The following is an 11,875-nucleotide window of genomic DNA, read 5'->3' on the forward strand; positions in this document are numbered from 1 at the left end:
GCCCTACCCGGCCGCGGCCGGGTAGGCCGGTTCGGCGCCCCAGGCGGCGAGCCGGGCCGCGAGCGCCCGCACCTCGGCGCGCAGCGCGGCGGGCTCCCGGACGGTGAACGGCCACCCCAGGCCGGCCAGCAGCACCGCGACGCCGTCGAGGTTCTGCGCCCGGGCCCGCAGCAGCACGCGGTCCTCGGCGAGTTCGGTGAGCGTGCCGACGGCGGGCGGAAGCCGGCGGCGGGCCTCGGCGAGGCCGACCGCCAGCTCCACCTCCACCCGGTGCCGCCAGGGCGCACCGGCCAGTGACTCCACCACCCGCTGGACCGGGTCGAAGTCCTCGGGCGGCTCGAAGCCCGACTCTCCCTGCTCGACCCGGGTGATCCGGTCCAGCCGGAAGGTGCGCGGCTCGCCGCTCCGGTGGTCGAGGCCGGTGGTGTACCAGCGCCCGGAGTGGAAGACCAGCCCGTACGGGTCGAACTCGCGCTCACTGGGCCGGTCCTCGCGGTCCCGGTAGGCGAGCCGCACCCGGCGCCGCCGGCGGGCCGCCTCGGCCAGGGTGAACAGCGCTGCGGCGGCCGGGCCCGGGCCGGTGGCCCGGACGGCGGTGAGGCCCAGGGTCTGCTCGACGGCGGAGACCCGGTCGCGCAGCGAGGGCGGGAGCACCCGCTGGATCTTGGCGAGGGCGGTCCCGGTGGCCTCCTCCCCCACCGACAGGCCGGAGCTGCGGCCGGCCAGCAGGCCGAGCACGACGGAGACGGCCTCCTCCGGGTTGAGCATCAGCGGCGGCAGCCGGTAGCCGGGCCGCAGGCGGTAGCCCCCGTAGCGGCCCCGGTCGGCCTGGACGGGGATGCCGAGCTCGGCCAGCCGGGAAACGTAGCGGCGGACGGTGCGCTCGTCCACGTCGAGCCGGGCGGCCAGTTCGGCGCCGGTCAGGCCGGGGCGGTCCTGGAGCAGTTCCAGCAGGGCGAGGACACGGCTGACCGGGTGCTCCACCGTGCGTTCCTCCCGTCTCCTCGTCGGCTCCGAACCGGCTCCGTGCCGACTCCTCGCCGACTCCGTGCCGCCCTTGCGGACGCCTCTTCCGCCGGCCCCTTCCGGACGCCGTCCGGACACCCTCCGGACGCGCGGGGACGACGCGGAGGAAATGCGGGCGACTTCTGTCCGGATCCGATCCTAGAGTCGGCGGTGGAGGAGGCCCCAGCGGGGCGAAGCCCTCCCACGGGCCCCTCGACGCCTCCGGCCCGTCGAGGCCTCCCCCGGCATCCCCACCGACGAAGGAGTGATCCCCATGAGCACGTTCGTACTGGTCCCCGGATTCTGGATCGGCGCCTGGGCCTGGGACGAGGTGGCCGCGCCGCTGCGCGCGGCCGGGCACCGCGTGTACGCCGTCAGCCTGCCCGGGGTGGCCGAACGCGCCGTCGAGGCGGGCGAGTTCGGGCTGGAGGACCACATCGCCGACCTCGCCGCACTGCTGGTCCGGGAGGACCTGTCGGACGTCGTCCTGGTCGCGCACAGCGGCGCCTGCGCCCCGGTGGGCGGGCTCGCGGACCGGATGCCGGAGCGGATCCACCGGGTGGTCTACCTGGACAGCGGCCCGCTGATCGACGGCTCCGCGGTCCAGGACCTCTGGGAGCCCGACTACCGGCGGACGGCCGAGGCCTCGCTGGTCGACGGCCGTCTCCCGATGCCCTCCTGGGAGTACCTGGCCGAGCACGGCGCCAGCGTGGCGGGGCTGGACGGGGCCGCCCTCGCGCGCATCCGCTCCCGGGCCACCGCGCAGCCGGCCGGGGCGTTCCGGGACCGGCTGCGGCTGACCGGCGCCGGGGCCGCGCTGCCGCAGGCGCTGGTCTCCTGCTCCTTCCCGCTCTCCCAGGTTCGCGAGCTGATCGCCGCCGGGCACCCGTACTTCGCCGGGATGTCCGGGCCGAACTGGGAGCTGCGCGAACTGCCCACCGGGCACTGGCCGATGTTCTCCCGTCCGGCCGACACGGCGGCCCTGCTGGCGGAGCTGGCCGCGCTCTGAGCCCGTCGGCCCGGCCCCTTCCGTCCCGCGCCGGGCCGACGGGCCGTCCCGTCCGCGCCCAGCGGTGTGCCCCACGGCGCCCTCGGCGTGTCCGACCGTCGCGCAACCGCGCCCGGACCGGCAGGATGGGGCCCACGCCGTACCCGAGCGAGGAGCGAGCACACGCCCGTCATCCCCGCCGTGCGGACCGGGGTGGCCATCGAGACGACGGAGGACAGGGCATGACCAGCACCGCCGAGGAGTACGACGTCATCGTCCTGGGAGCCGGTCCGACCGGCGAGAACGTGGCCGACCGGACGGTCGCCGCAGGGCTGAGCACCGTGATCGTGGAGGCCGAGCTGGTCGGCGGCGAGTGCTCGTACTGGGCCTGCATGCCCAGCAAGGCGCTGCTGCGGCCGGTGGCCGCGCTGGCCGACGCCCGCGCGGTGGCCGGCTCCCGGGAGGCGGTCGACGGCCGACGGCTGGACCCGGCCGCGGTGCTGGCCCGGCGGAACTCCTTCGCCTCCGGCTGGAAGGACGACGGCCAGGTGCGGTGGCTGCGGGACACCGGCATCGAGCTGGTCCGCGGCCACGGCCGGCTGGCCGGGGAGCGGACGGTGACGGTGGAGGCCGAGGACGGCAGCGAGCGGGTGCTCACCGCCCGGCACGCCGTCGTGGTGTGCACCGGCAGCCGCCCGGTGCTGCCCGCGCACGTGCCGGGGCTCGCCGAGGCCCACCCGTGGACCAACCGGGAGGCCACCGGCTCGCAGACCGTCCCCGGGCGGCTGGCCGTGGTCGGTGGCGGGGTGGTCGGGGTGGAGATGGCCGCCGCCTGGCGGGCGCTCGGCTCCGAGGTGACGCTGCTGGTGCGCGGTGACGGACTGCTGCCGAGGATGGAGCCGTTCGCGGGCGAGCTGGTCGCAGAGGGCCTGCGGGCCGCCGGGGTCGACCTCCGCTTCGGCACCGAGGTCACCGCGCTGGAGCGGGCGGACGGCTCCGGGCCGGTGACCCTCGCCCTCGACGGCGGCGGGACGCTGACCGTCGACCAGGTGCTGTACGCGACCGGCCGGGCCCCGCGCACCGCCGACGTCGGGCTGGAGCAGGTCGGCCTGAAGCCGGGCGACTGGCTGGAGGTGGACGACAGCTGCACGGTGCTCGGTGTGGACGGCGAGTGGCTCTACGCCGCCGGGGACGTCAACCACCGGGCGCTGCTCACCCACCAGGGCAAGTACCAGGCCCGGATCACCGGCGCGGCGATCGCCGCCCGCGCCCAGGGGCTCCCGCTGGACACCTCGCGCTGGGGCGCGCACGCCGCGTCCGCCGACCTCGCGGGCGCGCCCCAGGTGGTGTTCACCCAGCCGGAGGTCGCCGCCGTCGGTCTGACCCGGGCCGCCGCCGAGGCGGCCGGGCTGCGGGTGAAGACCGTCGACCACGAGATCGGCTCCGTCGCCGGGGCCTCGCTCTACGGCGACGACTACCGCGGCCGGGCCCGGGTGGTCTTCGACCTGGACCGGAAGGTGCTCGTCGGCGCCTGCCTGGTCGGCCCCGGGGTGGCCGAACTGCTGCACTCGGCCACCGTCGCGGTGGTCGGCGAGGTGCCGATCGACCGGCTCTGGCACGCGGTGCCCTCGTACCCGACGATCAGCGAGGTCTGGCTGCGGCTGCTGGAGGACTGCCGGGGGTAGCGACCTACGGTCCGCGGGCGGGCGGGCGGCGCTCCCGCGGGCGGGCAACCCGGGCGGCCGGCGCTCCCGCTGGCCCCGGACGGCCCTCGTTCGTGTCGGCCTCCCGGGTGACCGGCGCGGCGAGATGTGGCCGCCGGTGGTCGGCGGGACACTGGCGGTCGGAGGGGCCGTCCCGGGGGGGCCGTGCACATGACCAGGTGGTGTGAGGCATGACCGAGGTGCTGTTGGCCGTCGGAACCGAGAAGGGCCTCTTTCTCGGCCGCAGCCGCGACCGGCTGACGTGGGAGTTCAGCGGGCCGCACTTCCCGATGAACGCGATCTACTCGGTCTCCATCGACCGCCGCGACGGCCGGACCAGGGTGCTGGTCGGCGCCGACAGCAGCCACTGGGGCCCCTCGGTCTGGCGCTCCGACGACCTCGGCGCCGGCTGGTACGAGCCGCCGCGGCCGGCCATCCGCTTCCCCGAGTCCACCGGCGCCTCGCTCACCCGGGTCTGGCAGCTCCAGCCCGCCGGGGCGGAGGCCCCCGGCGTCGTCTACGCGGGCACCGAACCGGCCGCGCTGTTCCGCTCCACCGACGGCGGCGAGAGCTTCGCGCTGGTCGAGCCGCTCTGGAACCACCCGCAGCGGTCGCAGTGGGGCGCCGGGTACGGCGGCCAGGGCCTGCACACCATCCTGACCGACCCGCGCGACCCGCAGCGGCTGCTGGTCGCCGTCTCCAGCGGCGGCGTCTACCGCAGCAAGGACGGCGGCGACAGCTGGCAGCCCTCCAACACCGGCCTGCGCGCCGAGTTCCTCCCGGAGGAGGGCCAGTACCCCGAGTTCGGCCAGTGCGTGCACAAGATCGCCCAGGACCCCGTCCACCCGGACCGGCTCTACCTCCAGAACCACGGCGGCGTCTACCGCAGCGACGACTGGGGCGCCGGCTGGCGCTCGATCGTGGACGGGCTGCCCGCCGAGTTCGGCTTCGCCGTGGCCGCCCACCCGCGCCGGGCCGGCACCGCCTACCTCTTCCCGCTCGGCGGCTCGGACGACCGCATCCCGCCCGGCCGCCGCTGCCGGGTCTTCCGCACCACCGACGGCGGCACCAGCTGGCAGCAGCTCGCCCAGGGCCTGCCCGGCGAGGACCACTACGGCATCGTGCTGCGCGACGCCCTGCGCACCGACGACGCCGACCCGGCGGGCATCTACTTCGGCAACCGGACCGGCGAGGTGTACGGCAGCCGGGACGAGGGCGAGAGCTGGTCACTGCTGCTCTCCCACCTGCCGGACGTGCTCTGCGTCCGGGCAGCGGTGGTGGCCTGAAATAACCGGTTGCCGGACGGCAGGGCCTCGGTGAGCATGGGCCGCCGACGAACGATCGCACGATTGTGGGGTGGGCCATGGCCGAGGACTGGGTGGTCAGGCGCGGTGCCGACGGCGAGCCGGTGCTGCGCTACCTGCTGGACGAGCGGGAGGGGCGGCCCTGGGCCGACCTGCTGGAGGTCCTGGACGGATCGGTGGACGCCGCCGGGTTCATCCGGGCCGAGCTGCCCGGCTGGGTGGTCTCCGGCCCTCCCGCGCTCGGGCAGGAGCTGGTGACGCACGGCGCGCGGGTGCTACGGCACGCCCACACCTTCCGCCGCGACCTGCGCGCCGATCCCCCGCCCGCCGACTGGGCCGGGACGCCGCTGCGCGAGGGCCTGCGGACGGTGCCCTGCGACCGCGCGCCCGAGGAGCTGTACGAGGCCTGGCGGGGCGCGTTCCACCCCGGCCACGTCGACTTCTACCCGGGTGAGAAGGCCCAGGTGCTGGCCGAGCGGCTCGGCCTGCTGCTCGAAGGGAAGGTCATCGGCCCGGTGCTGCCGTCCAGCCTGCTGGCGGTGGACGCCGAGGACCGCGTGGTCGCCGGGCTGATCCTCACCGACCGCGACGGCCGGCCGTGGATCGCCGACGTCTTCCGCCACCCGGAGCGCGGCTACCGCGGCCTCGGCGCCGACCTGCTGCGCCGCACCGTCGGGGACGCCGCCGCACGCGGGCTCGCCGACGTGACCCTCGTGGTGTCCGAGGGCAACCCGGCCCGCCGGCTCTACGAGTCGCTGGGCTTCCTGCTCCAGGAGACCTCGCTCACGGTGGTCGTGCCCGACGCGGCCTAACTGGCACTTGTGCCCGGCACGGGGCCGATCGGGGCGGCCGGACGCCGGCCGAAGACTCGGCAAACAGGCTGGTCGCAGGGGCTGTGTAGGCTCAACGGTCATGGCGAGGGTGACACGGGACGATGTGGCGCGGGTGGCGGGGACGTCCACGGCGGTCGTGAGTTATGTGATCAACGACGGGCCGCGGCCGGTGGCGGCGGCGACCCGGGCGCGGGTGCTCGCGGCGGTCGAGGAGCTCGGCTACCGGCCGAACCGGGTCGCCCAGGCGATGGCCCGACGGCGGACCGACCTGCTCGGGATGGTCGTGCCGGACGCCCGCCAGCCGTTCTTCGCCGGGCTCGCGCACGCCGTCGAGCAGGCCGCCGCCGAGCACGGCCGGCTGCTGCTGATCGGCAACTCCGACTACGCCGACGAACGCGAGGCCCACTACATCCGCGCCTTCCTCGGGATGCAGGTGGACGGTCTGATCCTGGTCACCCAGGACCCGGCCACCCCCGGGCTGACCGGCTTCGACGTGGCCGACGGCACCCCCGTCGTGCTGCTGCACCACCGGGCGGAGAGCATCGGCGGCGTCGCCGTGGTCGCGGACGACGAGGGCGGCGCCCGCGAGGTGGTCCGCCACCTGCTCGGGCACGGCCACGCCGAGGTGCACTGCTTCGGCGGCACCCTCGCGCTCAGCCCGCACGACCCGGTCACCGGGCGGACGGCCGGCTGGGCCGCCGCGCTGGAGGAGGCCGGGCTGCCCGTCGACGGGCGGCTCGTCCCGGCCCCGTTCGACCGGGTCCGGGCGCACGCCGAGGCGCTCGCCCTGCTCGCCCGGCCCGACCGGCCGTCCGCCGTGTTCTGCACGACGGACGACCAGGCGATCGGCCTGCTGCGGGCCGCCGACGACCTCGGCATCCGGGTGCCGGAGGACCTCGCGGTGGCCGGCTTCGACGACATCGCCGAGGCGGTGATCGCCGGGCCCGCCCTGACCACCGTCACCACGGCGCAGGACGAGATGGCCCGCGCCGCGCTGGAACTCGTCCTCGGCGGGCCGGAGCGCCGTGCCCGGGGCGCCCGCACCTTCCCGGCCCAGCTGGTGGTCCGGCGCTCCTGCGGCTGCCCGCCGGCCTGACCCCCGGGGCGCCGGGGGCGCAGGCCGGCGGCGAGAGGATCCGGGGCCGCTCAGCCTTCGAGCAGTTCGTCCGCGAGCAGGTCCATCAGCAGGTTGTCGTGCCAGGTGCCGTCCGGGCCGCGCTCGTACTGGCGCATGGTGCCGACGGTGCGGAAGCCGACCTTGGTGTAGCAGCGGATCGCGGCGAGGTTGTCCTCCGCCGGGTCGATCACCAGCCGGTGGTAGTGGTGGTCGTGCACCAGGTGCCTGGCCATCGTGCGCACGGCGTCGGTGCCCAGGCCCAGGCCGTGCACCGTCGGATCGAGGTAGAGGTCCATCCCGGCGTGCCGGTACTCGTCGTCGTTGTTGGCGTACCACTGGATGGCACCGACCACCTTGCCGCCGAGGTCGATCGCGAAGGTCTCGGTGCCGGGCGATTCCAGGTCGTTGGCGACCTCGCCGGCCAGGTCGTCGCCGCCCCGCCAGCGGGAGAACACCTCGGGCGTGCCGCGGATGGCCGCCAACGCCGGGATGTCCTCGCCGGTGGCCGGGCGGAGCGTGACCAAGGTGCCGTGAAGAATCGTCCCCATATGGGGCATGTTGGCACGGAAACCCGGCTCCGGCGAGTGTTTTCGGACCGCCGTCCGGCCCTTCCGGCGTGCGGCCGCCGGGCCGGGGCCGCAGGGCCCGTGGGACGGGCGGCCGGGCGTCAGGCCGCGGGGGGCGCCGGGTCGCCGAGAGGGCCGAGCCAGACGGCGGTGACGGAGCTGACGTAGCGGGCGCCGCAGCGGTCGTCGGGGACGACGAGCTGCGGGCCGGCCGCGTCCAGCGGGGCGCCGTCCATGCTGGTGGCGAGCAGGATCTGCTGGCCGCCGAAGTCCGGGTCGATCTCGGCCCAGGAAACCACCGCCCGGTGGCCGTCGGCGCCGGCCACCGAGAGCAGGAAGCGCAGCCGCTGCTTGCGGCCGGAGAAGTCGATCCGCGGGCGGGCGGCGCGCAGCACGTCCAGCAGTGTCGGGCCCTCGTAGCCGTGGCGCTGCTCGCCCGCGCTCCGGCAGTCGAAACCGACCTCGACCCGGCGGGCGGGGAGGGCGCGCAGTTGCGCCACCGTCAGCTCGGCGGGGCGGTCGAGGTGGCCGTGGAGTCGGACGGTGGGTCTCGCCGGGGTCATGGGTGCTCCCTCCTCGCGGGCCACGGCACCGCGGCCCGCGAGGAGGACTACCCGAGGGGCCGCTCGGGCATTCGCAACTGCCAGGATGGATGCCGCCATTCATCCGCAATTGCGATGGCGAACCCCCTGTACCGCCGGAATCTGCGATCAGTCGCCGTCGAACTGCGGCGGACGGCGGACGGGGCGGACGGCGGACGGGGCGGAGGGCGGACGACCGGGTCCCGCGGCAGGCTAGGCGTCCTCCAGGCGCAGCCGGGCACTGACCGTGCCGAGACCCTCGGCGAGCACGGCGAGCTGCTCGCGGGTGAGCACGTCGATCAGCAGCTCGCGCACCAGGGCGACGTGTCCGGGCGCGGCCTGGCGCAGCGCCTCCCGCCCCTGGTCGGTGAGTTCGGCGATGACGCCGCGCACGTCGCTGGGACAGGAGCGGCGGGCGACCAGGCCGGCCCGCTCCAGCTGGGTGACCTGGTAGGTCAGGCCGCTCTTGGAGGTGACCAGCTTGTCGGCGAGTTCGGTCATCCGCAGCGAGCCGCCGGGGGCCGCGGACAGGTGCACCAGGATCTCGTACTGCTGGTGGGAGAGCCCGGAGTCCTCCTTGAGCTGGCGTTCCAGCCGCCGGTTCAGCAGGTTGCTCGCGACGACGAAGCCCCGCCAGGCGGCCGCCTCGTCCGGGTCCAGCCAGCGGGGTTCGTTCAGTGAGGACATGGGGTGAAGCCTACTCCTGTTGTTCAAATTCGAACGAAGGTGTACCGTCGATCCCATGGACGGTTCAAATTTGAACTACCACTGTCGAACGGTCCCGAGGAGGACGCCATGAGCACCGCGGCCCCCGAGCGCATGCCCGCCCTGTACCTGTCGCACGGCGCGCCGCCGCTGGCCGACGACCCGGTCTGGCCGGGCGAACTGGCCGCCTGGTCCGCCGACCTGCCCCGGCCCAAGGCGGTCCTCATGGTCTCCGCCCACTGGGAGGAGGCCCCGCTCGCCCTCGGCGCCGTCACCACCGTCCCGCTGGTGTACGACTTCTGGGGCTTCCCCGAGCACTACTACCGGGTCCAGTACGCCGCCCCCGGCGCACCGGAACTCGCCGAACGCGTGCGCAAGCTGCTGCGCGCCCCCGGCACGCCCGTCCAGGACATCCCCGAGCGCGGACTCGACCACGGCGCGTACGTCCCGCTGGTGGAGATGTACCCGGACGCCGACGTCCCGGTGCTCCAGGTCTCGCTGCCCACCCTCGACCCGCAGCGGCTGATGGAGATCGGCCGCAAGCTCGCCCCGCTCCGCGACGAGGGCGTGCTGATCGTCGGCAGCGGCTTCTTCACCCACAACCTCCGGGCGCTCAGCAACGACGGCCGGATCACCTCGGTGATGGCCGAGTTCGACGACTGGGGCCGGCGCGCCCTGGAGGCCCACGACCTGGACGCGCTGCTCGACTTCGAGCACAAGGCCCCGGCCGGACGCCTCGCCCACCCCCGCACCGAGCACTTCGCCCCGCTGTTCGTCACCCTCGGCGCAGGCGAGGGCGACCTGGACAGCCAGCGCAGCGTCATCGACGGGTTCTGGATGGGCCTGGCCAAGCGCTCGATCCAGCTGGGCTGAACCTCGTGCGGGACCTCCCGGGGTTCCGCGCGAGGAACGGCGGGCGGGGCGCCCGCCGGTGCACCCGGGCTGCCCTGACCCCGCTGCCTGGTTTATCGTGTGACGCTCCGTCGAAGGAGTGATCATGCGCAACGGCGACGCCGTACGAACCGCCCTGGAAGCCTCGCTGGCGGCCCTCGCCCCGCACACCGCGGACCGCGACTGGGACCTGCCCGCCGGGCTCCTGGAGTGGAGCTGCCGCGACACCGCCGCCCACATCGCCCACGACCTGCTCGCCTACGCCGGCCAGCTCGCCGCCCGCCCCCGGGACCGCTACCTGCCGCTGGACCTCACCGTCCGGCCCGAGGCCGACCCGGCCCGGGTGCTCACCGTGGTCACCGCCGCCGGGCAGCTCCTCGCCACCGCCCTGGACGCCGCCCCGCCCGAGCTGCGCGCCTACCACCACGGGCCCTGCGATCCGTCCGGCTTCGCCGCCATGGGCGTCGCCGAGACCCTGCTGCACACCCACGACATCACCAGCGGCCTCGGCCTGCCCTGGCGGCCGCCCGCCGAGCTGTGCCGCCTCGTGCTCGACCGGCTCTTCCCGCACGCGCCGCAGGAGCCGGCCGCCCACCCGGCGGAGGTCCTGCTCTGGTGCACCGGGCGAGGGGAACTGAACGGCCGCCCGCGCAAGTCCTCGTGGATCTGGCGGGCGGCCGTGGGCGAGTGGCCGGGCTGAGGCCGGTCCGACCGGTCAGGCGGCCCCGGTCGCGACCCGCTCGGCCTCGCTGCGCTCGACGCAGAACTCGTTGCCCTCGGGGTCGGCCAGGGTGACCCAGCCCTTGCCGTCCGGGGTGCGGTGGTCGGCCAGTACGGTGGCGCCCAGGGCGACCAGGCGCTCAACCTCCTCGTCCCGGCCGCGGTCCTGCGGCTGGAGGTCGAGGTGGGTCCGGTTCTTCACCGACTTGCCCTCGGGCACCCGGATGAAGAGCAGCGAGGCGCCGGCGGAGTCCACCAGCGCCTCGTCGTCACCGGGGTTGTCGTCCTCGCCCAGGGTGCCCTCCAGCGCCCGGGCCCAGAAGGCGGCCAGGGCGTGCGGGTCTGCGCAGTCGATCGTCACATGTCGTACCAGAGAAGCCATGCGTCCACTCTCACCTGCACCGTTCGATTTCGTCCAGCCTTTTCCGGGAGTGCCGGTGCCCGTCCAGCGGGTACGGCGGGAAGGCCGGGACGATCTCCGTGAAGGCGTAGCCACTCTTCTCCGCGACCCGGCAGGAGGCCTGGTTGTCGCCCGCATGGAGCAGGTCGATCCGGCGCAGGCCGTCCTCGGCGAAGGTGGCGAAGGCCCAGGTGGTGAGGGCCTCCACCGCGCGCGGGGCCACGCCCCGGCCGCGGGCCGGGGCGGCCGTCCAGTACCCCACCTCGGCCGTCCCCCCGCCGGGGGCGGGGTACTTGAGCGCGACGTTGCCGACCAGCTCGCCGCCGTCCAGGACGGCGAAGCTGTACCGGGTGCCGGCCGCCCGGCCCTCCTCCTGGGCGCGCAGCCAGTGCGCGGCCTGGTCGGCGTCGTCCACCAGGGTACGGAGGAAGCGGCGCAGGGTCTCGTCCCGATAGGCCTCGATCAGGGCCGGCGCGTCGGCGTCCTCGAAGGGGCGCAGCAGCAGGCCGTCGGCCATCGGCAGTGCGGCGACGGTCACTTGAGACCCTCCCAGCCCCAGCGCGGGGTCGGGCCGGGATCGCCGAGGTCGGTGCCGACCGGGGAGGCGGAGACGTCCTCGGCGATCCTGGTGCCCCAGTCGAAGTACTCCAGCACCCGGCGGCGCAGCAGCTCGTCCTCGGGCAGCTCCGCGCGGACGGCCTCGGCCATCAGCTCCATCCAGCGCAGCCGCTGCTCCTCGGTGATGGCCAGGCCCAGGTGGGCGCGGAGCAGCGCCTGGTGACCGCCCAGTTCACCGGTGTAGCCCGCCGGGCCGCCGAAGACCTCGGCCAGCCAGACCGCGACGCGCTCGATGTGGGTGGGGGTGAAGTCGGCGAAGACCGGGGCGAGCAGGGGGTCGGCGAGGACGTCCCGGTAGAAGGTGCGGCTGAGCCGGCGCAGGGCGTCGATGCCGCCGACGGCCTCGTAGAGCGGGCCGGACCGTTGATCGTTCATGGGTGTGCTCCCCGTGGTTGGACCGTGCGTTGCGACCTTCCTAGCAGGCTGGGGCGCGAACAGCGGGCC

The 11,875-nt window shown here is 75.2% G+C and carries 14 protein-coding genes; 7 read left to right on the forward strand and 7 right to left on the reverse strand.

The features are described from left to right. Nucleotides 1-3 precede the first annotated feature (3 nt). Nucleotides 4-984: a helix-turn-helix transcriptional regulator gene (locus ACWGKU_RS38030; RefSeq protein ID WP_452177194.1), complete on the reverse strand. Its 981-nt coding sequence runs from the start codon at nucleotides 982-984 to the stop codon at nucleotides 4-6. A 295-nt stretch (nucleotides 985-1,279) separates the two neighbouring features. Between ACWGKU_RS38030 and ACWGKU_RS38035 the strand changes: the two genes are divergently transcribed. The 5 genes from ACWGKU_RS38035 to ACWGKU_RS38055 all read left to right on the forward strand — a co-directional run bounded on the left by ACWGKU_RS38035 (nucleotide 1,280) and on the right by ACWGKU_RS38055 (nucleotide 6,929). Next, entirely contained in the window at nucleotides 1,280-2,014 is a 735-nt protein-coding gene (locus tag ACWGKU_RS38035) for an alpha/beta fold hydrolase (RefSeq protein WP_452177195.1), read from the forward strand. A gap of 221 nt (nucleotides 2,015-2,235) precedes the next feature. Then, a complete protein-coding gene (locus ACWGKU_RS38040; protein ID WP_401047883.1) occupies nucleotides 2,236-3,678 on the forward strand; it encodes a dihydrolipoyl dehydrogenase family protein in 1,443 nt (480 codons plus the stop codon). Between the two features lie 209 nt (nucleotides 3,679-3,887). After that, nucleotides 3,888-4,982 (forward strand): WD40/YVTN/BNR-like repeat-containing protein, encoded by a 1,095-nt coding sequence (locus ACWGKU_RS38045; protein WP_401047881.1) that lies wholly within the window; start codon nucleotides 3,888-3,890, stop codon nucleotides 4,980-4,982. Nucleotides 4,983-5,059: 77 nt separating this feature from the next. After that, nucleotides 5,060-5,812, forward strand: coding sequence for a GNAT family N-acetyltransferase (locus ACWGKU_RS38050; protein WP_359900162.1), 753 nt, complete (start codon nucleotides 5,060-5,062; stop codon nucleotides 5,810-5,812). Nucleotides 5,813-5,912: 100 nt separating this feature from the next. After that, a complete protein-coding gene (locus ACWGKU_RS38055) occupies nucleotides 5,913-6,929 on the forward strand; it encodes a LacI family DNA-binding transcriptional regulator (RefSeq protein WP_401047878.1) in 1,017 nt (338 codons plus the stop codon). A gap of 50 nt (nucleotides 6,930-6,979) precedes the next feature. Here the strand turns inward: ACWGKU_RS38055 and ACWGKU_RS38060 are convergent, their stop codons facing one another. The 3 genes from ACWGKU_RS38060 to ACWGKU_RS38070 form a co-directional block, all read right to left on the reverse strand. Beyond that, nucleotides 6,980-7,498: a GNAT family N-acetyltransferase gene (locus ACWGKU_RS38060; RefSeq protein ID WP_387692815.1), complete on the reverse strand. Its 519-nt coding sequence runs from the start codon at nucleotides 7,496-7,498 to the stop codon at nucleotides 6,980-6,982. A 119-nt stretch (nucleotides 7,499-7,617) separates the two neighbouring features. Further along, nucleotides 7,618-8,079, reverse strand: a complete 462-nt coding sequence (locus ACWGKU_RS38065) for a molybdopterin-dependent oxidoreductase (RefSeq protein ID WP_359900154.1) — start codon at nucleotides 8,077-8,079, stop codon at nucleotides 7,618-7,620. A 231-nt stretch (nucleotides 8,080-8,310) separates the two neighbouring features. Next, nucleotides 8,311-8,775, reverse strand: a complete 465-nt coding sequence (locus tag ACWGKU_RS38070) for a MarR family winged helix-turn-helix transcriptional regulator (protein ID WP_359900199.1) — start codon at nucleotides 8,773-8,775, stop codon at nucleotides 8,311-8,313. Nucleotides 8,776-8,892: 117 nt separating this feature from the next. On the opposite strand from ACWGKU_RS38070, the gene ACWGKU_RS38075 reads away from it, so the two are divergent. Both ACWGKU_RS38075 and ACWGKU_RS38080 read left to right on the forward strand, forming a co-directional pair. Continuing rightward, nucleotides 8,893-9,675, forward strand: a complete 783-nt coding sequence (locus tag ACWGKU_RS38075) for a dioxygenase family protein (protein WP_401047874.1) — start codon at nucleotides 8,893-8,895, stop codon at nucleotides 9,673-9,675. Nucleotides 9,676-9,799: 124 nt separating this feature from the next. Further along, on the forward strand, nucleotides 9,800-10,393 hold the full coding sequence (locus ACWGKU_RS38080) for a maleylpyruvate isomerase N-terminal domain-containing protein (RefSeq protein WP_401047872.1): 594 nt from the start codon (nucleotides 9,800-9,802) through the stop codon (nucleotides 10,391-10,393). Between the two features lie 15 nt (nucleotides 10,394-10,408). On the opposite strand, the gene ACWGKU_RS38085 is transcribed toward ACWGKU_RS38080, so the two are convergent. Genes ACWGKU_RS38085 through ACWGKU_RS38095 form a run of 3 tightly spaced genes read right to left on the reverse strand, consistent with a single transcriptional unit; the run spans nucleotide 10,409 to nucleotide 11,806 of the window. After that, nucleotides 10,409-10,795, reverse strand: a complete 387-nt coding sequence (locus ACWGKU_RS38085; protein ID WP_401047868.1) for a VOC family protein — start codon at nucleotides 10,793-10,795, stop codon at nucleotides 10,409-10,411. 10 nt (nucleotides 10,796-10,805) lie between these two features. Continuing rightward, nucleotides 10,806-11,330, reverse strand: coding sequence for a GNAT family N-acetyltransferase (locus ACWGKU_RS38090; protein WP_452177259.1), 525 nt, complete (start codon nucleotides 11,328-11,330; stop codon nucleotides 10,806-10,808). 17 nt (nucleotides 11,331-11,347) lie between these two features. Continuing rightward, nucleotides 11,348-11,806 (reverse strand): group II truncated hemoglobin, encoded by a 459-nt coding sequence (locus tag ACWGKU_RS38095; RefSeq protein WP_380349443.1) that lies wholly within the window; start codon nucleotides 11,804-11,806, stop codon nucleotides 11,348-11,350. Nucleotides 11,807-11,875 lie beyond the last annotated feature (69 nt).

The organism is Kitasatospora sp. NPDC054768 (assembly GCF_053612025.1).

Coding starts and splice junctions, on each gene's coding strand:
- ACWGKU_RS38080 (WP_401047872.1), top strand. CDS start 9,800: ATGCGCAACGGCGACGCCGTACGAACCGCCCTGGAAGCCTCGCTGGCG.
- ACWGKU_RS38040 (WP_401047883.1), top strand. CDS start 2,236: ATGACCAGCACCGCCGAGGAGTACGACGTCATCGTCCTGGGAGCCGGT.
- ACWGKU_RS38090 (WP_452177259.1), bottom strand. CDS start 11,330: ATGGCCGACGGCCTGCTGCTGCGCCCCTTCGAGGACGCCGACGCGCCG.
- ACWGKU_RS38075 (WP_401047874.1), top strand. CDS start 8,893: ATGAGCACCGCGGCCCCCGAGCGCATGCCCGCCCTGTACCTGTCGCAC.
- ACWGKU_RS38045 (WP_401047881.1), top strand. CDS start 3,888: ATGACCGAGGTGCTGTTGGCCGTCGGAACCGAGAAGGGCCTCTTTCTC.
- ACWGKU_RS38060 (WP_387692815.1), bottom strand. CDS start 7,498: ATGGGGACGATTCTTCACGGCACCTTGGTCACGCTCCGCCCGGCCACC.
- ACWGKU_RS38055 (WP_401047878.1), top strand. CDS start 5,913: ATGGCGAGGGTGACACGGGACGATGTGGCGCGGGTGGCGGGGACGTCC.
- ACWGKU_RS38085 (WP_401047868.1), bottom strand. CDS start 10,795: ATGGCTTCTCTGGTACGACATGTGACGATCGACTGCGCAGACCCGCAC.
- ACWGKU_RS38035 (WP_452177195.1), top strand. CDS start 1,280: ATGAGCACGTTCGTACTGGTCCCCGGATTCTGGATCGGCGCCTGGGCC.
- ACWGKU_RS38065 (WP_359900154.1), bottom strand. CDS start 8,079: ATGACCCCGGCGAGACCCACCGTCCGACTCCACGGCCACCTCGACCGC.
- ACWGKU_RS38095 (WP_380349443.1), bottom strand. CDS start 11,806: ATGAACGATCAACGGTCCGGCCCGCTCTACGAGGCCGTCGGCGGCATC.
- ACWGKU_RS38050 (WP_359900162.1), top strand. CDS start 5,060: ATGGCCGAGGACTGGGTGGTCAGGCGCGGTGCCGACGGCGAGCCGGTG.